This window comes from Bradyrhizobium lupini, from assembly GCF_040939785.1.
Classification (GTDB): domain Bacteria; phylum Pseudomonadota; class Alphaproteobacteria; order Rhizobiales; family Xanthobacteraceae; genus Bradyrhizobium; species Bradyrhizobium canariense_D.
Genome location: NZ_CP162553.1, coordinates 5,770,719 through 5,790,611, shown reverse-complemented (window position 1 = coordinate 5,790,611; position 19,893 = coordinate 5,770,719). Strand labels below are relative to the sequence as shown.

Annotated in this window: 19 protein-coding genes and 1 pseudogene; 5 read left to right on the top strand and 15 right to left on the bottom strand. The window is 61.3% G+C overall.

The window, feature by feature from the left end; all coding sequences use genetic code 11:
• Positions 1-365: 365 nt before the first annotated feature.
• From AB3L03_RS27425 to AB3L03_RS27365, 13 genes are all read right to left on the bottom strand, one after another.
• Complete coding sequence (locus tag AB3L03_RS27425) at positions 366-914, bottom strand: Gfo/Idh/MocA family oxidoreductase (RefSeq protein WP_368507317.1); 549 nt, start codon at positions 912-914, stop codon at positions 366-368.
• Positions 915-920: 6 nt separating this feature from the next.
• Positions 921-1,400, bottom strand: coding sequence for a Gfo/Idh/MocA family protein (locus AB3L03_RS27420; protein WP_368507316.1), 480 nt, complete (start codon positions 1,398-1,400; stop codon positions 921-923).
• Between the two features lie 6 nt (positions 1,401-1,406).
• Positions 1,407-1,853, bottom strand: coding sequence for a type II 3-dehydroquinate dehydratase (gene aroQ / locus AB3L03_RS27415; RefSeq protein WP_018460420.1), 447 nt, complete (start codon positions 1,851-1,853; stop codon positions 1,407-1,409).
• Positions 1,854-1,866: 13 nt separating this feature from the next.
• Positions 1,867-2,613: an amino acid ABC transporter ATP-binding protein gene (locus tag AB3L03_RS27410; RefSeq protein WP_368507315.1), complete on the bottom strand. Its 747-nt coding sequence runs from the start codon at positions 2,611-2,613 to the stop codon at positions 1,867-1,869.
• Positions 2,614-2,675: 62 nt separating this feature from the next.
• Positions 2,676-3,503 carry a transporter substrate-binding domain-containing protein gene (locus tag AB3L03_RS27405; RefSeq protein ID WP_368507314.1) on the bottom strand — a complete coding sequence of 276 codons (828 nt, stop codon included), beginning with the start codon at positions 3,501-3,503 and terminating at the stop codon, positions 2,676-2,678.
• A 51-nt stretch (positions 3,504-3,554) separates the two neighbouring features.
• A complete protein-coding gene (locus AB3L03_RS27400) occupies positions 3,555-4,211 on the bottom strand; it encodes an amino acid ABC transporter permease (protein ID WP_018460423.1) in 657 nt (218 codons plus the stop codon).
• A gap of 12 nt (positions 4,212-4,223) precedes the next feature.
• Positions 4,224-4,892, bottom strand: a complete 669-nt coding sequence (locus tag AB3L03_RS27395) for an amino acid ABC transporter permease (RefSeq protein ID WP_007601261.1) — start codon at positions 4,890-4,892, stop codon at positions 4,224-4,226.
• A 51-nt stretch (positions 4,893-4,943) separates the two neighbouring features.
• The gene (locus AB3L03_RS27390; RefSeq protein WP_247299819.1) at positions 4,944-5,798 is read right to left on the bottom strand and encodes a shikimate dehydrogenase; all 855 of its coding nucleotides are present in this window, start codon (positions 5,796-5,798) and stop codon (positions 4,944-4,946) included.
• A 15-nt stretch (positions 5,799-5,813) separates the two neighbouring features.
• Positions 5,814-6,641 carry a shikimate dehydrogenase gene (gene aroE, locus AB3L03_RS27385; RefSeq protein ID WP_018460426.1) on the bottom strand — a complete coding sequence of 276 codons (828 nt, stop codon included), beginning with the start codon at positions 6,639-6,641 and terminating at the stop codon, positions 5,814-5,816.
• A gap of 3 nt (positions 6,642-6,644) precedes the next feature.
• Positions 6,645-7,871 carry a CaiB/BaiF CoA-transferase family protein gene (locus AB3L03_RS27380; protein ID WP_018460427.1) on the bottom strand — a complete coding sequence of 409 codons (1,227 nt, stop codon included), beginning with the start codon at positions 7,869-7,871 and terminating at the stop codon, positions 6,645-6,647.
• A complete protein-coding gene (locus AB3L03_RS27375; RefSeq protein ID WP_018460428.1) occupies positions 7,868-8,338 on the bottom strand; it encodes a MaoC/PaaZ C-terminal domain-containing protein in 471 nt (156 codons plus the stop codon). The genes AB3L03_RS27380 and AB3L03_RS27375 overlap by 4 nt, the downstream gene beginning before the upstream one ends.
• Positions 8,339-8,351: 13 nt before the next feature.
• Positions 8,352-8,738 (bottom strand): VOC family protein, encoded by a 387-nt coding sequence (locus AB3L03_RS27370; protein ID WP_026234029.1) that lies wholly within the window; start codon positions 8,736-8,738, stop codon positions 8,352-8,354.
• 4 nt (positions 8,739-8,742) lie between these two features.
• The gene (locus AB3L03_RS27365; RefSeq protein WP_026234030.1) at positions 8,743-9,687 is read right to left on the bottom strand and encodes a ketopantoate reductase family protein; all 945 of its coding nucleotides are present in this window, start codon (positions 9,685-9,687) and stop codon (positions 8,743-8,745) included.
• Positions 9,688-9,789: 102 nt separating this feature from the next.
• On the opposite strand from AB3L03_RS27365, the gene AB3L03_RS27360 reads away from it, so the two are divergent.
• A complete protein-coding gene (locus tag AB3L03_RS27360; RefSeq protein WP_085350533.1) occupies positions 9,790-10,770 on the top strand; it encodes a LysR family transcriptional regulator in 981 nt (326 codons plus the stop codon).
• 1,449 nt (positions 10,771-12,219) lie between these two features.
• On the opposite strand, the gene AB3L03_RS27355 is transcribed toward AB3L03_RS27360, so the two are convergent.
• Positions 12,220-12,585 (bottom strand): hypothetical protein, encoded by a 366-nt coding sequence (locus tag AB3L03_RS27355; RefSeq protein WP_368507313.1) that lies wholly within the window; start codon positions 12,583-12,585, stop codon positions 12,220-12,222.
• 136 nt (positions 12,586-12,721) lie between these two features.
• Between AB3L03_RS27355 and AB3L03_RS27350 the strand changes: the two are divergent.
• The 4 genes and pseudogenes from AB3L03_RS27350 to ligD all read left to right on the top strand — a co-directional run.
• Positions 12,722-13,411, top strand: a pseudogene (locus AB3L03_RS27350) (Hsp70 family protein); the annotation flags it as partial.
• Between the two features lie 91 nt (positions 13,412-13,502).
• Positions 13,503-14,465 (top strand): sensor histidine kinase, encoded by a 963-nt coding sequence (locus tag AB3L03_RS27345; protein WP_368507312.1) that lies wholly within the window; start codon positions 13,503-13,505, stop codon positions 14,463-14,465.
• Between the two features lie 514 nt (positions 14,466-14,979).
• Positions 14,980-15,609: an NYN domain-containing protein gene (locus tag AB3L03_RS27340; RefSeq protein WP_368507311.1), complete on the top strand. Its 630-nt coding sequence runs from the start codon at positions 14,980-14,982 to the stop codon at positions 15,607-15,609.
• Between the two features lie 232 nt (positions 15,610-15,841).
• Positions 15,842-17,659 (top strand): DNA ligase D, encoded by a 1,818-nt coding sequence (ligD, locus tag AB3L03_RS27335; RefSeq protein ID WP_018460435.1) that lies wholly within the window; start codon positions 15,842-15,844, stop codon positions 17,657-17,659.
• A 1,575-nt stretch (positions 17,660-19,234) separates the two neighbouring features.
• On the opposite strand, the gene AB3L03_RS27330 is transcribed toward ligD, so the two are convergent.
• Positions 19,235-19,891, bottom strand: coding sequence for a Crp/Fnr family transcriptional regulator (locus tag AB3L03_RS27330; protein ID WP_240543263.1), 657 nt, complete (start codon positions 19,889-19,891; stop codon positions 19,235-19,237).
• Positions 19,892-19,893: the final 2 nt, after the last annotated feature.

The following is a 19,893-nucleotide window of genomic DNA, read 5'->3' as shown; positions in this document are numbered from 1 at the left end:
TCGCCTTGGCCTCCGTCGAGACGGACAGAGTAGATCACAATGCCGAGAGTGGACTCGCCGGCTGGCCGTCAAGAACACCGTTTGAAAAACCGTTTTAGTCCGTCGGTCTCAAACGGTTTCTCTTGCTAAGGTCTTGATTTATTTGGTGGGCGCACCAGGGCTCGAACCTGGGACCCGCTGATTAAGAGATAGCGACGGGTAGAGAACAATCAATGACTTACCAATCGCACCACTGGGTTTATCCGGCCGAAAACGGGCCTTCGTCGCAGGATCATAGTGCTCCCAGCATTGTCTATCAGCGGCACCTTGATGGTTCGCCAAATAAAATATCGATACTTCAGCGTAGACACCTGTGCTTACCAGAGTCAAAACGACACGAGATCTCCGGTTTCCGCTGCGCGCTTGATCGCGTCGATCACCCTGAGCGTTTTTAGCCCTTCGCGCCCGCTCACCACAGGCGTGGCCGTGCCGCGGATAACGCCACAGAAATTTGCGATCTGCAGGCCAAGCGGGTCTTCTTTCTCGAACCTCAGCCGCTCGCGCTCGATCGGCGCCCACCAGCTGGCCTTGCTCGGGTGATGCCACAGATCGAGTTGCGGAATAGCCAGCGATGCCCTCGTGCCGCCAATCTGGTAGCAGGTCTCCAGCGCATGGCTGTAGGCCGGATTCTCCCCAGTGTAAATTCCCAGCTCCAAGGCGACTGGATGGTATCGGAGACGTTGACCGTTCCCCAGCGCGCCGGAAGCGAAGCGCAGGATGATCACCGCGGTCTCTTCGACGGCATTTCCACGCAGCCGATTGGATTGGGCAGCCTGTACCGCGACGATATCCCCGCACAGATACCGCAACAGGTCGACATCGTGGATAAGATTCAGGAAAATGGGCCCCGCCCCTTTCTCGCGGCGCCAGGACACCTCAAATTAATCGTCCGGCTTGATCAGCCAGAACATGCCATGCACTGACACGATCTGACCGAGCCGGCCGCTGTCGATCTCCGCCTTGGCGCGCTGGATCATCGGGTTGTGGCGACGGTGGTGGCCGGTTAGCAGCGGCACGCCCGCCCGCTCGGAGGCTTCGACCAACGTCTGTGCCGCCACGATATCATCCGCTAACGGCTTCTCGATCAGCGCCGGGATGCCCGCAGCGATACAATCCATGCCGTTGGCCACGTGCATCTGGTTGGGGGTGGCGACAACCACCCCCTCCGGCCGGTTTTCAGAGATCATGTCCTGAACGGACGAAAACCAGTCCACCTTGAGCGATACCGCCAACTCCCGTGCAACCGGCATCGGATCGACGATTGACGATAAGACCGCCTCCGGCCGCGCGAGAATATGTTCAATGTGTCGCTTGCCGATGAGACCCGCTCCCATGACCGTCAGGCGGACGGGTGCACTCATACGATTCTATCCCTTCTCATCGAGCAGCTTGGCCAACCGACGCAAACCGAGCAGATAACCCTGAGTGCCGAAGCCTGCAATAACGCCATCAGCTCGTTTGGAAACGAACGAGCGGTGGCGGAATTCCTCGCGCTTGTGCACATTGGAAATGTGCACCTCGATTACTGTCCCCTCGAACGTGTTCAAAGCGTCTAGGATGGCGACCGAGGTATGGGTGAAAGCCGCGGGATTCATGACGATGCCGACAGCCGTCTCGCGCGCCTCGTGGATCCAGTCGATCAGCTCGTATTCCCTGTTCGACTGGTGAAAGCGCATCTCCAGAGCCAGCTCCGTGGCTAGCCCCCGACAATCTCGCTCCACATCCGCAAGCGTCTCGTGGCCATAGATGTGGGGCTGACGCTTGCCAAGCAAATTGAGATTTGGCCCGTTGAGGACGTAGACAAGACGGCTCATGGAATAACTCCGTTCAGTGATGGGCGAGGATCTCGCCAAGGAACTGCTTGGTGCGAGCGTGCTGCGGATTGCGGAAGAAAGCGTCGGGCACACCTTCTTCGATGATCTGCCCTTCAGCCATGAAGATGACACGGTCGGCAACCTGGCGGGCAAAACCCATTTCATGGGTGACGCAAATCATGGTCATGCCGTCGTTGGCGAGGCCGATCATCGTGTCGAGCACTTCCTTGACCATTTCCGGATCGAGAGCCGAAGTCGGTTCATCAAACAACATGACCTTGGGCTGCATGCAGAGAGCACGCGCGATCGCGACACGTTGCTGCTGACCGCCCGAGAGTTGCGCCGGATACTTCTCGGCCTGCTCGCCAATGCGCACCCGCTCGAGATATTTTCGCGCGCTCGCCTCCGCTTCGGTCTTGCTGATGCGGCGCGCGCGAATGGGCGCGAGCATGCAGTTCTGCAAGACCGTCATATGCGGAAAAAGGTTGAAGCTCTGAAAGACCATGCCGACGTCCTGGCGTACGACATCGATGGCTTTGACGCTGTCGTCAAACCGATGACCGTTCACCACGATACTGCCCTGCTGGATTGCCTCCAGGCGGTTGATACAGCGTATCAGCGTCGACTTGCCCGAACCGGACGGACCGCAAAGCACGATCTTTTCCCCTCTGCGCACAGTGAGGTCAACGTTGCGGAGAGCCTGATACCCGCCGTACCATTTCTGCACGCCCTTCATTTCGATCAGGATCTGGTCCTGCATGGATTCGGCCTCCGTTATCGGACGGCGGCCAACGCGCCCAGCGCGTCGGCCGCTTGCAGTGACTATTGAACTGTGAACGGAACGCCGGGGACCGAGTCGGGGAAGACCGGCACGGGCGCCTTCATCCACTTGGCGTAGAAAGCGGCCAATTTGCCATTGGACTTGATCTGGTCGACGAATTTGTTCGCCGTCTCGTTCCACTCCTTCTCTCCGAGGCGCGTGCAGGCCCCGTTGTACAAGGCGGTGAAGTGAAGCTTGGGCTCGAACCCAAGTTCCGGCTTTGCAGCGTTCAGACGCTGCGGGTAGAAGCTGTTTGCCCCGACCGCCTGCACCTGACCCGAGAGCAGTGCCTGGATCGTGGCCGCGTCATCATCAAACCTGCGGATTTCGGCGCCCGCAGGAGCATTATTGGTTACCTGGGTGTCCTGCGTGGAGGAGCGTGGGACGCCGATAACGTACTTCCCCATATCGGCGTTACTGTTGATCGGCGTTGCCTGGGCAGCGACAAGTGTAATCTGATTGGCAACATAGGGTTTGGAATATTGTACCACCTTCGCACGCTCGGGCAGCATGGCCATGGTCGCGAACAGAATGTCTACGCGGCCTGTGGTCAGCGCCGGAATACGATTGGCCACCGCCAGCGCGACGAACTCGGCCTTCACGCCGAGATATTCAGCGAAGGCACGCCCCATGTCGGCATCGATCCCATCCTGCTTTCCTGAGCTATCGACATAGCCCCAGGGCGGATTATCGCCCTGAATGCCGATGACGACGACGCCCTTCTTCTTCACGTCCTCCAGAGTGCCCGCCTGCGAGCCGCCTGCGACAACGATGGCCGACAGCGTCAGCAGCGTAACGCCGAGTTGGCGGCGATTGAGCGAAAACAACATGAGTATCTCCTCCTGGTGATGGCTGTATTTGATTGAGTAGGTGCGCCGAACCTACCTTTGACCGGCCAGGGCGAGCCTGGCCTCCATCCGACTGCCCCACCACGAGAGTGGCCAGCAGAGGATGAAATACATCGCGCCGACCACACCGAAGACGAGCAACGGCTGGTAGGTCTGGTTCGATACGATTTGACCCGCGCGGGCGAGTTCGATGAAGCCGACGATGGCAGCGAGCGAGGTACCCTTGATGAGCTGCACGAGATAGCCAATGGTCGCCGGCAGCGCGATGCGAATGGCTTGCGGCAGCACGATGTCGCGCATGCGCGCGGAATAGTGTAGACCGAGCGCCATCGCGGCCTCGGTCTGACCGCGAGGCACGGCCTGGATTGCGCCGCGCCAGATCTCGCCCAGAAAAGCCGAGGCGTTGACGGTGAACCCAATCGCGACCGCAACGAATGCTGACAGCTTCAATCCGAGGAGCGCCAAGCCGTAATACACCACGAACAGTTGCAGCAGCAGCGGTGTCCCCTGGAAGATTCCGATATAGATCCGAACTATCCATTCCACGGTCGTGCGACCGCAGGTGCGCAACAATGCGACGACCAGGCCGGCGGTACAGCCACCGACGAATGCAACCAGCGTCAGGAGTACCGTCCATTGCAGACCACGCAGGAGGAAGCCGAACTCGGGAACGCCGAAATGCGGTGTCATGATCTGTGCTCCTCAGCGCGTCGGATATGAGAAGAAGCGGTGAGAGATGATTGCGAAGCCCGCCATCAGCAGCCAGGAGATCGCGAGGTAGAGGAAAGTGACGAAAAAATAGACCTCGAAGCTGCGGAATGTGTCGCTTTCGATTCGCTGCGCGACCGACGTCAATTCGTAAGCCGACACAGCCGAACAGATCGACGAGGTCAGCGTCAGCATGATGAACTGTCCCGTGAGCGAGGGATAGATCGCGCGAAGCGCGGGCTTGAGTACGATGGAACGGAATACCTGCCCTTTGTGCAGTCCGAGCGCGTAGCCAGCCTCGATTTGCCCTTTGTGAATCGATTGCACGCCGCCGCGGATGATCTCGATGGCGTACGCGCCTCCGTTGACGCCGAGTGCGATAATGGCCGTGGCGGTCGGATTGAGCTTTACCCCGACGAGCGGCAGTGCAAAGAACAGAAAGAAGATCTGCACCAGGAACGGCGTGTTGCGCACGATTTCGACGAAGCCGATCACGATGGCGCGCAACCAGGCCGCCTTCGCATCGCGGGCCGCGACGCCCGCGACGCCGATGATCATTGCGAGCGTCATGCCAGCAAGCGCCAAACCCAACGTCCCCACGCAACCCCACAGCAACGCGGGCATTGCGTGCCAAACCACCGAGAAATCGAGCGTGTAGCCCATCTTGCGTTTCCTCTCGGGCGTTGTGCGTGCCGCTCGCCCATCGGCCGGGTGTCACCCTCCCAGGGATGCGAAAGTTGCGAAGAAGACGTCTGGATCAGGCGAGACGCCCGTGAACAGGCGGAACGCTTCGGTGCCCTGGAAGATAGCCATTCCGCCACCATCGACCGTGCGGCAGCCGAGGGCCCGCGCCGCGCGCAGCAGCGCGGTCTCCAGCGGGAAGTAGATGATCTCGGCAACCCAGAGACCGGAACACAGCATCGCCAGCGGCAGCGGCGTTCCCGGATATTTGTCCATGCCGATCGGCGTCGCGTTGACAATTCCGTCTGCGGCCGCCACGGCGGCGGCAACATCCTGGCCGACCCTCAAGCGCCCTTCTACAAATCGAGAGGACAAGCCGTCGACCACGCTCTGCGCCTTGGCCAGGTCGACGTCTATGATGGTCAGTTCCTGCACGCCAAGCTTCATCAGCGCGAAAGCAACCGCCGCACCGGCGCCGCCTGCGCCGAATTGCACGACGCGACCAAGTGGTGCACCTTGCATGTTGCGGCGGAAATTCTCCGCGAAGCCGAACCAGTCGGTGTTGTGGCCGGTCATTCGGCCGTTCCTGACGACCACGGTGTTCACCGCACCAAGCGCCTCGGCGTCGGGCGAAAGCTCGTCCAGCAGTGGAAGGATCGCCTGCTTGCAGGGATGGGTTACGTTCAAACCGTCAAAGCCCATCCGCCTTGCGGCCGTGAGCAATTCCGGCAATGCTTCGACGCCGAGGTTCAACTCGGTCAGATCGATCTTCTTGTAGAGATAGCGGATGCCAGCGGCGTCGGCGGCCGCTTCGTGCATGGGCGGCGTGCGAGACGCCGAGATGCCGCTGCCGATCAGGCCGACGAGAAAGCCGGGTTTGCGATGCATTGTCGGCGTCGTCCGTCAGCTCAATGGAACAGTCAATTCGGCGATGACCTGGGCCGTGCTCGGTCGCACGCCGCGCCACCAGACGAAGGCTTCCGCCGCCTGCTCGACCAGCATGCCGACGCCGTCAGCCAGTTTGGCCACGCCTTCGGCGCGGGCCGCTTGCAGAAAGCGAGTCAATCCTTTGCCATAGGCAAGTTCGTACGCCAGCTCCGCGCCCTGGAAGACATTCCCCGGAAGCGGCGGCATTTCACCTCGCAGGCTGGCAGAGGTCGCGTTGACCACGACGTCATAGCCCTCGGCAAGGTCCGCCAGTTCAGCGTAGCCGCTCACCATCAGGGGACCACAGCCGGCAAACTCTTCGGCCAATGCCACGGCTTTGGACAGCGTTCGATTGACGAGAACCAACTCGGACGGTTGCTGGCGCAGGAAAGGCAGCAACGCGCCACGCGCCGCTCCCCCGGCGCCGAGCATCAGGACGCGCCGACCGGCCATTTTGACGCCGAGATTGGCAGTGATGTCCTGCACCAGCCCTACCCCGTCGAAATTTTCGGCGATGATCCGGTCGCCCTCGAATTTCAGGCAGTTTGCGGCACCTGCCCGTCTGGCGCTCTCTGAAAGCTCATTTGCATAAGCGAAGGCATCGAGCTTGAAAGGGGCGGTGATGTTCAGCCCCTTGGCACCCTCTGTCCGGAATTGGTCGACCCGTCGGCTGAAGCCATCGATAGGTCCCTCGATCGCCTCATAGACGAGATCCTGTCCCGTCATTCTGGCGAAAGTGCCATGGATCAAGGGTGATTTGCTGAAGCCGATCGGATTGCCAATCACCGCATAACGATCGCTCATCGCTCACTCCCGCACTGCAGCTTCGTTGTAAAGCACGCCGTCGCGCACCATCGCGTCGACGGCTTCGGCCGACAGTCCCAGCGATGCGGCAATGCGGCGATTGTCCTGCCCAAGCAGTGGCGCCGGAGTACGCACCGTAGTGTCGCAATCGGAGAACCGGAACGGCAGGTTCGGCAGCGTTACCTTGCCGAGCACCGGATGCTCCTGCTCGACCAGCATGCCGCGCGCATGGATCTGCGGATCCCTCGCGACCTCTTCGATGGTCTGCACGGGAGCGGACGGCACACCTGCTTCCTCGAGTGCCGCAAGACACGCATCCCGAGACGGCTGTGATAGCGTCCAGTTGCGCACAATCTCCATGGCTTCAGCATAATGGGCGTTCCGCGCGGCGGGCTTGGCGAAACGCTCGTCCAATGCCAGCGTGTCTCCTCCAATCAGGCTCGCCAATCGTCGCCACGCATCATCGACTTGCGCAGCGATGACAAGATTGCCGTCCTTGGCCGGAAAGACCCCGTAAACGGTCGAGTCCGGCTGTCCGCTGCCGGTTTGCTTCGGCAGGTCAGCGCCGCCCGAGAGGAAGTAACGCTGAACCGCATAGTCGTGCATCGAGACCATGCAATCGTACAGCGCCAGATCGATATGTTGGCCGCGCCCGGACGACGCACGGCCAACCAGCGCCGCATTGATAGCAGCGACGCCATGAATGCCAGTGTACATATCGGCCAGCGGCATCCGCAGCAGTGGCGGCGCTTCGCCGGGATTGCCCAATTGCGCCAGGGCCCCCGACATCGCCTCTGCGATCAGGCCGAAGCCCGGACGATCGGCATAGGGACCGGTGTGACCATAGGCGGAGACCGAGCAATAGATCAGCTTCGGATTCCGCCCCGATAGCGCTTTGTAACCAAGCCCGAGACGTTCGAGTGCGCCGGGTCGGTAATTCTCGATGAAGACATCGGCTGTGTCGACCAGCTTCATCATCATGTCGAGACCACGCTTGTCGCGCAGGTCGATGCAAAGTCCCTGCTTCCCCATATTCTGCTGTAGGAAGTAGCCGGATTGTTCGTCCTTGAAATATCCATGGGCCCGGCCTGCGTCGCCGCCCTTTGGACGCTCCACCTTGATGACCTCCGCGCCCATCGCGGCGAGGCAACGGCCCATGAACGGGCCGGCCAGGAAATGGCTGTAGTCGATGACGCGGACGCCTTTGAGCGGCAGATCTTGCGCGGTCATGCGCGCTCTCCCGCGACGCCGGTCTTCGGGCGCATCGGAATCATCAGCCGATGCTCACCGAGCTGCACCACTTCGCCGCGCTGATTAATCAGCTCCGAGGGCAGCACCACGATGCCCCACCCGTCCCGCTTTGTCTCGCGCATTGAACCCACGCGGAACTTCACGTGCACGGTGTCCCCGAGCTTGATCGGCAGCTTGAAATCCCACGTCCAGCCCAGCGACATTCCCGGGAGGAAGCGGTAGTAGGCACGGGTCTTCAAACCGTCGGCCAGCGACAGACCAAACAGCCCGTGCGCGACGCGCGTGCCGAACGGCGTTGTCTTCGCGTACTCCTCGTCGACATGGACCGGCGTGAAATCGCCCGTCAGTTCGGCGTAGGCATTTACCATTCCTTCTGTGACCGTCACCGGTGGCGTAACGCATTCATCGCCGACCTTGGCATCGTCCCAGTAGCGCTCATCTGTCATATCGCGTCTTCCTCTAGGCACGGGGATTGATCGCCAGGGCGGCTTCCACGGCGCCTGCGCTGGCTTGCAAGATTTCGACGTTGAGCCCGCCCGGCAGCTCGAGCCAGTTCGGCCCGGCGGGCAACGCCTTGGCGCCCCAGGCGGCGGCACGGGTGAGTACACCTTCGTAATCGTCGACCATGATGCCGAGATGGGCGAGACGCCCCTCTGGTCCGACGAAATTCGGATCTTCAATGAGTTGCACGCTTCCGAGCACCCAAACCTGACGCGGGCGCGTACCATCGGCGGGTTGCTCATCGCGATTGGCGAGACCAAGCACCTCACGAAAGAAGTCGACGTGACGATCAACGTCCGGCACACGGATCGCGACGTGTTCGACATAAGCGCGGGGCAATGACATTGTCTCAAGACCTTCCAGGATAGTCGCTGCGGGCGTATTCGATGCCTTTGACCAGCGCGACGAGGGTGGAATTGACGGGGGTCGGCACGTTGAGCCTGGCGCCCCAACGCACGACGGAGCCGTGGATGTAGTCAACCTCGGTCAGATTGCCGGACTGCAAGCTCTGCAGCATCGACGTCTTGAACTCGGGCGGAAGTCCGGCGGACGCCATCGTCCAGGCGCGTCGCGGATCGGTAATCGAGATCTTCACGCCGGCAGCTTGCGCAACCGCGATGCCCTCCGAGATTGCGGCCAGCGCGCAATCTTCCAGAACTGGCAGCGAATACAGGCCGCCATAAGTCAGCCCGGTAACGGCGGTAATTCCTCCTCCGGCGACGTTGATGAACAACTTGTCCCACATCGTGCCCAAGATGTTGTCGCTGAGCCGCGTGAGAATTCCGGCGCGATTAAAAGTCCCGGAGATTAGCTGCGCACGTTCCGTCAAGCGACCGTCAAGCTCGCCGATGATGGTCTCCTTGCCGAGCACCCCGGAACGAACATGACCAGGGCCGAGCAGCACACCGCCGACGTAGGTCTTGCCCGCCATGACCCGGTCACGACCAACCTCCTCCGACAGGATGTCCTCGTGACCAAGACCGTTCTGAAGCGACATCACGACCGTCCGCGGCCCGATGATCGGCGCCGCGGCACGGATGGCATCCCGCGTGTGGTAGGATTTGACGAGGACAATGACGAGGTCTGCCTCTACGCCAACCTGGGTCGCGGAAGTGCACGCAGTGACCTTCACAACGGTCTCGGCGCCAACTTCGAGCACCCGTAGGCCGCCGGCATTGATAGCGTCGACATGAGCCTGGAACGGATCGATCAGCCAGACCTCGGCCCCGCCGCGCGCCAGCGTACCGCCGATGGTCGAGCCCAAGGCTCCCGCTCCGATAAAGCAGATCCTCATCCGAACGCTTCTCCCGCGCCATTCTCGGAGTCGGGAGCGTGCTAGCAGGCTGCCCTGTATTTGGATATGCTATGATCCTTATATCCATTATTGTAGTTCGCAATGAAGCATCAGGACCTTTCCGAGACGAGCCTGCTGGAGCCGCGCCTCCTCCGGCTCTTTGACGCACTGTTCGCCACGGGCAGCGTCACCAAAGCAGCCGAGAGGCTCGGTCAAAGCCAGCCGACCATTTCAATCTGGCTGGCGCGCCTGCGAAAGGAGTTGGACGATCCGCTCTTCATTCGGTCAGCGAAGGGCATGCTGCCGACGCCGCGCGCCGAGGCTCTCATCGGCACCGCGAGGCAGGCGCTGGAAATGTTGCGTCGCCTTGCCGAGCTTCGCACCGACTTCGATCCGACAACCGCAAAGCGCCGTTTTGCCATCTGCATGACGGACGGAAGCCACGTCACGCTGCTTCCGTCCATTCTCGCCCACGTCCGCCGTGTTGCCCCAGGCGTTCGTATCGAGGCGACACAGATCGGCGCCGACACCCCACGCATGCTGCAATCCGGTGAAGCCGATGTGGCGCTCGGCTACATCTCGGATCTCGATGCTGGACACTTCCAACAGGCGCTGTTTCCGCAGGATTGGGTATGCCTTGCGAACGCAAAACATGCTCGGATCCGCAACCGCATCACGGCAAAGGATTTCAGGCGTGAGGCACACGTCCTCATTCGCTCCGGCACTGGACATCAGTTGCTCGCGGGCGCGCTGCAGGAGCAGAAAATAGTCCTTGACGTTGCGCTTGAGCTACCCGGCTTTTTGGGACTACCCGCAATCGTCGGGACGACTGACCTGATCGCCACGCTTCCAAGGCACATTGGCGAAACCCTGGCCCACTATTACGGACTGCGCGTGCTCGACTGCCCGCTGCCGATTGCCGGCTTCACGGTGAAGCAATATTGGCACGCCCGCTTCCATCATGACCCGGCAAGCCAATGGCTGCGTGGCGTCTGCGCGGAGCTCTTTCAACAGCAGGAAGTGCGGGGTCTATATCGTTCCGGTCGGCCAAGGAAACGAAGGCCACGCGATTTGCAGTCGTAATGGTCCCCGGTAGCGGGGCAACGACCGCGCCCGAGGCCACCGGCCGGGCCGACTGCGGCACGGCTGCAATTCCGCACATGCGCATCTGGACCGGTTGTCCGCTTCGTTCGCCGTAGCACCCTATTCTACGATGAGGGCAAAACAGGCCTGCCCGACAAGCTTCCGCGGTATATGTTCGGATGGAAGCCTCGGAGATAAGCCAGCATGGCCACGCCGTTTAGTTCGATTCTGGACCGAGCCTTAAAATCTGTGTTTCCAAACGCGCCCAAAGTGAAACTGCTTACCGAATGAACTCAACAGCTTGACATCTGGCTGGGGCGGGAGGGATCGAACCTCCGAAGCACTCCTAGGTAACCCTATGAAAAATCGTGCTTTTCACGCTGCCTTGCTGAGGCTGTAATACACGTCCGTGAGACAATGCGCAAGACGCGCCGCCAATCGATTGTCTTGGTCCGTTGCACCCACCTTGTCGTCCCTAATGCCGTCGGCTGTTCAATCTGGCATGGCGGGAGGGACTCGAACTCCGATCCGAATTCGTGGCCGAGAACAGTAATCGGCACCGCGCGTACGAACTGTGTGTTGTGGCTGAGACAAACGAGGACCTAGAACGACAACCCGCGCAAATTCTAGATGCGAATTTATCGCACGCTAAGTTACACCTCACGCATCCTGCGCTCCTCGCCGTGCCTGCCGGCCGCCCGGGCGTTTCGCTCTTGCCCAACACAACGATACAAGTTGGGGGTAGTAACGGGGGGCGTCGGCGAGCACCCGCCTACGGCGACACCGATTCAAGAGTATGAGGAGTGACCTTTGGCTGGATCGCGGACCCATCATTTGCCGGTGCGCAGGGGGCGCCCGCCCCCGCGTGATCCTAGGTGGATTCGGGGCCAACTCGCAGACGGCTCCGCCGCACGGCGGCTGAAGGGGCCGCTCGCTGCGGACGCGCCCTCAGAGGTCCTGGATGGCAGCCCAATCATGTTGGGGACGACGGACCTGTGGGGATGCCTGACCCTCAACGCCTGCGGCAGTTGCTCATCCAAAAGGCACGGCGGCTGACGGCATAGCCAACCCGCTCCCGAGAAGTTTCTGCAGGCAAACTCCTCAGGCTTCGGAAATCTTGTGGAGTAATGAGGCTTGGTGTCCTTCTTGAAATTCCTTGGCTGCTCACTAGTTGCTTGTCGCCCTTCGCCGGCGTTTGGCTCAGACACCCAGCGGCGCAACGCCATTGGAGGTGTATTGGGACTGATACCATTTGACCCCTGCTCCCGCTGTATCGGGAGGATTCTATGCCGAACAAGACCCCAAATGTCAGACAATCCGGCAGTGGGTGTGGCGACCGGCAAGACGCGCTACGCGCTTCGGCGAGTGCCGTCGCCAGAAAGCCACCTCAACCTGCGGCCGCAAAAGGCCTAGCGGCCGAGGAGAGCGTGCAGGTCGAACTTGCGATCGCTATACGCGACCGAGCGAGGTTCTGCGCGACCCGACATTATGCGAGGAGCAGAAGCGAGATCTGCTCCGCCGGTGGGCGTTAGACGCATACCGCCTCGTAGCGTCCGCGAAGCAAGGCATGCAGTCGGATGTGGCCTCGGAGCTCAATGAGGCCCTTGATGCGCTGATCGATCTCGACGGCGGCACGGCTCCCTTGTCCAAGCTTCCGACCGTATGCTCTGCAAGACCCGGAGAAAGTGCACGGGCTGCGTGATGCGGAAGCCCGTCCGCCGTCCGATCCGCGCAGTTCACTGAGCTCCGCGCGCCTGAACCGGTTCCAATTTCGAGCACCTTGTCCGTGGACTTCAGTGCGGCCGCTTCGGTCATCAGCGCGACAATGTAGGGCTGGGAGACAGTCTGGGCGTGCGCGATCGGCGGCGCGCCGTCCTCATCGCGCCGGCGAGGCCGATGCCGCTCGTGCCGCGAGCAAGAGATCGAGGAGTTCCAGCACAGGGGCGTCAAGCGCATTATCGATTACCTCGCAGATGAATTCAGGAAAGAAAGTGGCATCGAGCTGCGGAACGACCGCCTGGCGTTACAGCGTCTCAAGGACGCTGCGGAGAAGGCCAAAATCGAGCTGTCGAGTAGCACAGAGACAGATGTCAATCTCCCGTTCATCACCGCGGACCAGCACGGACCCAAGCACCTCAACATCAGGCTGACGCGAGCCAAGCTGGAGGCGATCGTCGACGACCTCATCCAGAAAACCATTCCACCATGCCGGGCTGCCCTGAAGGACGCCGGTCTGGAGCCTGGTCAGATCGATGAAGTCGTGCTGGTTGGCGGCCAGACCCGCATGCCCAAGGTGCAGGAGACCGTCCAGGCCTTGTTCGGGCGCGAGCCGCATAAGGGCGTCAACCCCGACGAGGTCGTGGCCATCGGGGCCGCCATTCAAGCCGGCGTGCTGCAGGGTGACGTGAAGGACGTGCTGCTGCTCGACGTCACTCCCCTGTCCCTGGGTATCGAGACGCTCGGCGGCGTGATGACGAAGCTGATCAACCGCAACACCACAATTCCCGCAAAACGCAGCCAGGTGTTCTCGACGGCAGAGGACAATCAGAATGCCGTCACGGTACGTGTGTTCCAGGGCGAACGCGAGCTGGCGGCCGACAACAAGCTGTTGGGGCAATTCGACCTCGTAGGAATTCCACCCGAGATGCTGTGGCCCTCGAAGACGTCCAGCAGGGTGGTAGGGCCATGTTGACGATGAGCGCATCATACCAATGCGCCGTCCATCGAGCAGGATGCCAGTCTCGAAATTCTTCCGCGGCGACCAGCGCATCTGCTACGCGAACAAGGAATTCGAAACGCTCTTCGGCCAGGACGCGAAAGACTGCGCCGGCAAGGGCTGGTCGATCCTGGCCGGGTTCACGGACGAAAGCGATCCGAACGTCTCGCTGGATCTGGCCGTGCTGAAGGACGGAGGAGAGTTTCTCGGCTTCTTCCGGGCGGAGCGGCCTAGACCGCTCCTGGTCGAGGCCTTCTCCGGTCTCATTCAAAACGAGGACGGGACCGAGAACTATCGCAGCGCGGCGCTGATCGACATCACCGACAGGGCGCGTGCCGAGCGTGAGGAGTATGCGCGCCGGATCCGCGACAAGGACATCCTGCTGCGCGAGCTGCAGCACCGCGTGAAGAACAATCTTCAGTTGATCGTCGCCCTCATACGGCTCGAAGCACGCAACGAAAGACGGGGCGAGAGGGTCGACTTGCACACGCTGGCCGGCCGCATCGAATCCCTGCATCTGCTCTATCAGGCCCTGTCGAACGAGGCCGCCGGCGACGAGGTCGATCTGGGCCATTACCTCAGCCAGATCGCCGCCGCGGTCATGAACACCTGCGCCGTCCAGGGAATTCGGCTCGAGCAGAAGACGGAGTATGCCCCGGTTTCGGTCAACACCGCGCGGTCGGTGGGGCTCGTTGTGAACGAGGTGCTGACCAACTCCTTCAAATATGCCTTCGAAGGCCGCGGCCACGGCGTGATCACGATCGAATGTCTGCGCCAGAGCGAAGACCGGTATCGCGTGGTCATCGCGGACGACGGAGTCGGGTTGCCTGAGGGCATTACATGGCCGATCCCGGGAAAGATCGGCGCGCTGATCGTGCAGACCTTGAGGGAAAACGCGAAACCGGACTTCAAGGTCGAGTCCGCGCCGAACAAGGGCGTTCAAGTGACGATGAACGTCGCTCGACGGGCGATTGCGTGATAACGAGCTGTCGGCCCGCTTGCGGGCAATTTCCCGGGTGATCAGGCGCTTCGGCGCGAGCGACTCCGCGACGGGTCTTCGCGGCCTGCCGAGCGACTCCCGGAAGCGAGCAGCATCAGAAAGAGCGCCCGATTGGCCTGGTACCGGGCAGCCGGCCGGTTGGCTTCCGAGCCTTGCATGATGGTTTGCCCATCAGTCGTGCAGAGACACCATCTGCATGCCCGGCGGCGCCGCCTGAGGTGGATTTCGAAGAGCGGCAATTCGTGCGGCATTCACGGCGTCCCCTACTGCATTGTCTTTGCAGCAGGCTCCTGGTTCAACTGTTCATGAAAAAGGATTTGAAAGCTCGAATTCTTGGATATAGCCTTGCTCCGTCGGAGCTCACGTTCTTGCCGCAACGCAGAATGCGAGTGAGCGGCGAGCCAAGGCCGCCCCGTGCCCAAACTCCATCTTTGAGCAAACCATCCGCCAAGCGGGAGCGGTGCTTCCGCCGGGATCATTCGGGCCTGCCAACATGTCGTCCTCGCCCAGCAAGATTGCCCTGTTCATCGATGGCGCCAATCTTCATGCCACCTCCCGAAGCCTTGGCTTCGACATCGACTACAAGCGCCTTCTGCAGGAATTCCAGAGCCGAGGTATCCTGCTCCGCGCCTTCTACTACTCGGCTGTCATCGAGGATCAGGAATTCTCCTCGATCCGGCCGTTGCTCGATTGGCTTGACTACAACGGCTACACCGTCGTGACCAAACCGACAAAGGAGTTCGTCGACTCGTTCGGACGGCGCAAGGTCAAAGGCAATATGGACGTCGAACTCGCGGTGCATGCCATGGAGATCACCGGCGACGTCGACGAAATGGTTCTGTTTTCGGGCGACGGCACTTTCCGTTCGCTGGTGGAGGCGGTGCAGCGCCGAGGCGTACGGGTGAGCGTGGTGTCGACCATGGCGACCCAGCCGCCGATGATCGCGGACGAACTCCGGCGGCAGGCGGACGTGTTCACCGACCTGATGGAGCTGCGAGCCGCGATCGGCCGGGACCTGTCCACGCGCCCACCACCCCGCGAGCGCGGCGATGTTCGTGGCCCGCCGCTGCGCCGCGCCGACACGGCGGCGCCGCGTCCAGAGCCCGACGAACTCATCCCGTAACATCGAGCGCACCTGCTCGAGGCGCGGGTTCGGCCTGCCGGTACGATCATGAGCTCCGCCGAAGGCCCGGTGCTCCTGTCGGGAGACCGACGCGCAAGTGGAATATCCTGGTGCAGACGTAGCGCGACCACCCGGTTTCGTCGGATTTGGCCTCCTCGACCTGCCGCGCTGGCGAGGCCGTCAAGCGGCCTCCGCGGAACGGAACGAATCAGCGCGACGGCGTTGAATCGCCATGTGTGCCGTGGCGTTGCGTCAGTCTCGTTGGGGAGTATCGCGTGTCCATGGCGCCACCAAAGTTGCGATTCCTGGTTACATCGAGCCGTGTGATCCCACGCTGCGCGAGAATCCGCCGCGCGGCAAGGACTGGGTCTACGAGATCAAGGCCGACGGCTACCGCGCTCAACTGCACCGGGGAGATGAGGACGCCAAGGTCTATTCGAAGACCGGCCTGGACTGGACGGAACAGTTCTCCTCGATCGCGGTGGGCGCGGCCAAACTCAAAGCAAACAGCTTGGTCATCGACGGCGAGGCCGTGGTGTACGGCAGTGGCGGCCTGCCGGATTTCCAGCAGCTCAGGCGAGAGCTCGGCCCGAAGCAAAGCGAGCGCGTGCGCTATCACGCCTTCGATCTCTTGTACCTCGACGGCTATGACCTGCGTGGCGTCGTGTACGAAGAGCGCAAGCGGTTGCTGCAGCGGCTTCTGAAGGACGCGCCCGAGACGTTCATGTACGTCGAGGCGCTTGCGGGCGACGGCAACGTAATCTTCGAAAAAGGGTGCCAGCTGGGGCTGGAAGGCCTGATCGGCAAGCGGCTCGGCGAGCCCTATCGCTCGGGCCGACAGGAGAGCTGGATCAAGCTCAAGTGCAAGAAGAGCGACGCCTTTCCGATCGTCGCGTTCGTGGAGAAGTTAGGGGCGCGCCCCCGGAAAGTGGCCTCGCTTTACGTCGGCCGGCGCGAGAACGGCAAGCTGCTCTATGCCGGCAAGGTGCGGACCGGCTACACCGAGACGACCGCGCGCGAATTGCGCGAGCGGCTCGATCCGTTGATCCGCAAGACGTCTCCCCTGGACGTGCCAGTCAAAAAGCCGAAGGCGACCTGGGTCGATCCGATCCTCGAAATCGAGGTCCGGTATGGCGCGCTTACCGATGATGGCCTGCTTCGCGAGGCCGTGTTCAAAGGCTTTCGCGATGATCTTGCGGTGCGCAAGGTCAAGGCGCCGCGCCTCGTGCCCTGCGCGGCCGGCCGCCCGAAGCTCGGCGTCCCCAGAGAGAACATCCTGCAGCTTCTGCCCGAAGCCGTTGCACCGTCCAAAGAAGAACTCGCCGACTACTGGCGCAGGGTGTGGAAGAAGGCCCTCCCGCACCTCGGCCATCGCCCGCTCAAGCTGGTGCGCCACGTGCAAGGCACCACCTTCTACCACAAGGGGCCGCTGCCGAAGGACATTCCGGCGGCCGTGCACCAGCTTCGTATTCAGAAGCGGGAGGGCGGCCAGGGAACGCGCCTGTGGGTCGACAGCCTCGATGGCCTCTTTGGTCTCGTCGAGATCGGCGCTGTCGAGCTGCACCCGTGGAATGCGACCGTCGAGGACTTCGAACATGCCGACCGTATCGTGATCGATCTCGATCCCGGCGAGGGCGTCGGCTGGGAGGCCGTCGTGGAGACCGCGCTCGATCTGCGCACGCTGATGAAGTGCGAGGGTTTCGAGACCTGGCCCAAGCTCACGGGCGGCAAAGGAATTCATCTGATGGCGCCACTGGCTCAGCCGATGCTGCACGACAAGGCGCATCGGATCGCGCATCAGCTCGTCTCCGCGCTCGCAGCGCGTCATCCAGACCGCTACCTTCTGTCTGCGCAATCAAAACGTCGCGGCCGCATCTTCCTCGATTATCTGCGCAATGGCCGCGGGACGACGGCGATCGGCACCTATTCCCCGCGAGCGCGCGAGGGATTTCCGATCGCAGCGCCCGTGACCTGGAAGCGCATCGAGAGCGGGATCGCGCCGGACGCCTTCTCCATCGACAGTCCATTTCGCGTCAAGCCAAGGAGGTGAGCCGTATGTCGGATGCATTCGATCTATGGCTGGAATGGCGCCACAAAACTCCCAAGTTCACTCCCTTCAGGTAGGTGGCTGCCGTCCGCGTTGCATGAGTCGCTTGACCGCAGCAATGGTGCGAGCGAGCTGTCTAGGCCAGAGCGACCTACGTGGCGGAGTGACTATGAGAATGTAGAGCAGGTTCAGCAGCAGCCAGCAGCCGACCGCGATGAATATGTATTTCATACAAAAATCCCGGAACACCCGGCGACGACGGCAAAGTCCAAAGCATAAACTTGCGGAGCAGCTTTCTTATGATCGCCCGGCAGTCGGTGATGTAAAAACCGGGAACGAAACCATATAGCGAACTGCGTTACGGCGTCGCTCGAAATAAACAGCCAACAGTGCTGACGGTTTTCTGCAGGGCGCGTAGACCCCAGCCAGGTTGGGAGAAACAGCCGGGGCCGGTGTCCCATTGCACGTGCCGCAATCGGCCGTAATCGGCACGCCCCAAGTTTCACATGCACAAGCTCAAACTATTTCGCCGGCGCCGTACTAGGGCACGTACTCATGAAGCGGCGGCCGCCTGATGTCCGGTTTGCCGCCAACATCGGCCAAAGAGCGGGTGGGCTCCGAGGTCGGAGATGGGCCAACACCGGAAGTCGAGGAACGACGCCCTGCCCGGCATAGCACCGGCTCACGTCGGAAAACGACGTCGCCACGCCGGACCAGCCGCTGATACACTTCACTTCTGCCGAGGCGGTGGTGAGCGCGGCGTCACGCGTGCCGCTGGCTACGAAGCCGCCGTCGGCCAACGCGTGGAAGAATGCTGTCCTCATACTCGGTCGGCTTGCAACGAATGTTGCTCTCACTCAGTGGTAAAGTTATTCGCGCTGTGGTTGGATTTTCGTTGGCGTTCGGCGCCCTGGAGTTGTTTGACGAAGTTTTCCTGAAACAATGAGCTGCTATAGTCTGTGTTAGCGTGACTTTGTTTTTTCGGGCAGACAATCAGGTCAACCAATCGGCTGTTGAGCTTGGAACTGGTGCAGTCTGCGAACGGGCTCACATCGAAGAGCCGTCTGAAGTGGCTACAATCACGCGAAGATCGCGGTGGAAAGATCTGACACTGACACTCAAACGGTGGGGGTGACGATGCCCGCCATATTCGACCTGCTCTATCGTGAATATTGCCGCGCCTGCCTCGCTGAAATGCGAAAGCAGCTTCTGATCCCAGCTGAACGCCCTGAAGCTCCAGACATGTGGGATTACAATCCTGCGGATCACAGCAGCGACGACAGGACCAACACACCGCACCGAACCGGTCACAGGCGTGCCGAACAGCGGCCCCGAGACAGGCGGCCTCTCCCGGCGCAGCAGTGACAGGCAACAGCTCGGGAGGCAACTATGAACACCCCAGAATGCTACACTGTAACGGTGGCTTGCGTCTCGTGTTTGACCATTATCGGTCTAATGCTTGTCGGGGCGTGGTGAACGTGAGCTACTTACCGCTAGACCGCGACCGTCGGCCGTTACTGAGCCGCAGGCAAGCACGAAGGTCCAGTCAAACAAAGAGCGGCGGCTCACTTTCGCGGATCAGGCGGCCACCAGCTCCTTGTCATACATGCGCTTGATTCTGTGTCGCATCACGGCGTAGCACTCGCAAGCGATCTTCTCGAGCCGCCTTCGGTCGATGTCTAGCATTCCGCGTCGGTCCGATAAGACGCCGCCCGCGGCCTGAAGTCTGCCCATCGTTAGCGTCACGGTCGTTCGGCGGACCCCGAGAAGTTGTGCGAGCGCCTCATGCGTTAGCTGGATTCCGCTCTCTGCGGTGTGGTCGTGAATCTCAAGCAACCATCGAGCCATGCGGCACTCCACCGGATGCACCGCGTTGCAAGCTGCCGCGTTGTTAAGCTGCAACAATTGTGTGCGGAGATGGAGCCGTAGAACACGCCTGATCGTGTCGCTTTGCTCATAAGCAAGCTGCAATTGCGAAACAGGGACCTGGAGCGCGGCTCCAAGGACGTAGGCAGTTGCTGTGACTGGGGAGCGTGAGGGACTTAGGACGGAGAGAGCGCCGACCGCCCCTTCCGAGCCCATGAGAGTTGACGCGACAATGCGTCCGTCCGACATTTCAACTAGGAACGCTATGGCCCCGCTGAGGGGGAAATAGACCAGCTTGAACTCATCTCCCGTTCGCACCAGTACAGTATCAAGGTCGAACGACGTTTTCTGGGTGTAGGGCGCGAGCAAGT

Bases quoted from the DNA above. Each gene is read 5' to 3' on its own strand.
- AB3L03_RS27360 (WP_085350533.1), top strand. From the start codon at position 9,790: ATGAAGCATCAGGACCTTTCCGAGACGAGCCTGCTGGAGCCGCGCCTC.
- AB3L03_RS27405 (WP_368507314.1), bottom strand. From the start codon at position 3,503: ATGTTGTTTTCGCTCAATCGCCGCCAACTCGGCGTTACGCTGCTGACG.
- ligD (WP_018460435.1), top strand. From the start codon at position 15,842: ATGTGTGCCGTGGCGTTGCGTCAGTCTCGTTGGGGAGTATCGCGTGTC.
- AB3L03_RS27420 (WP_368507316.1), bottom strand. From the start codon at position 1,400: ATGAGTGCACCCGTCCGCCTGACGGTCATGGGAGCGGGTCTCATCGGC.
- AB3L03_RS27410 (WP_368507315.1), bottom strand. From the start codon at position 2,613: ATGCAGGACCAGATCCTGATCGAAATGAAGGGCGTGCAGAAATGGTAC.
- aroE (WP_018460426.1), bottom strand. From the start codon at position 6,641: ATGAGCGATCGTTATGCGGTGATTGGCAATCCGATCGGCTTCAGCAAA.
- AB3L03_RS27355 (WP_368507313.1), bottom strand. From the start codon at position 12,585: ATGACCGAAGCGGCCGCACTGAAGTCCACGGACAAGGTGCTCGAAATT.
- AB3L03_RS27365 (WP_026234030.1), bottom strand. From the start codon at position 9,687: ATGAGGATCTGCTTTATCGGAGCGGGAGCCTTGGGCTCGACCATCGGC.
- aroQ (WP_018460420.1), bottom strand. From the start codon at position 1,853: ATGAGCCGTCTTGTCTACGTCCTCAACGGGCCAAATCTCAATTTGCTT.
- AB3L03_RS27375 (WP_018460428.1), bottom strand. From the start codon at position 8,338: ATGACAGATGAGCGCTACTGGGACGATGCCAAGGTCGGCGATGAATGC.
- AB3L03_RS27380 (WP_018460427.1), bottom strand. From the start codon at position 7,871: ATGACCGCGCAAGATCTGCCGCTCAAAGGCGTCCGCGTCATCGACTAC.
- AB3L03_RS27400 (WP_018460423.1), bottom strand. From the start codon at position 4,211: ATGACACCGCATTTCGGCGTTCCCGAGTTCGGCTTCCTCCTGCGTGGT.
- AB3L03_RS27395 (WP_007601261.1), bottom strand. From the start codon at position 4,892: ATGGGCTACACGCTCGATTTCTCGGTGGTTTGGCACGCAATGCCCGCG.
- AB3L03_RS27370 (WP_026234029.1), bottom strand. From the start codon at position 8,738: ATGTCATTGCCCCGCGCTTATGTCGAACACGTCGCGATCCGTGTGCCG.
- AB3L03_RS27390 (WP_247299819.1), bottom strand. From the start codon at position 5,798: ATGCATCGCAAACCCGGCTTTCTCGTCGGCCTGATCGGCAGCGGCATC.
- AB3L03_RS27340 (WP_368507311.1), top strand. From the start codon at position 14,980: ATGTCGTCCTCGCCCAGCAAGATTGCCCTGTTCATCGATGGCGCCAAT.
- AB3L03_RS27345 (WP_368507312.1), top strand. From the start codon at position 13,503: ATGCCAGTCTCGAAATTCTTCCGCGGCGACCAGCGCATCTGCTACGCG.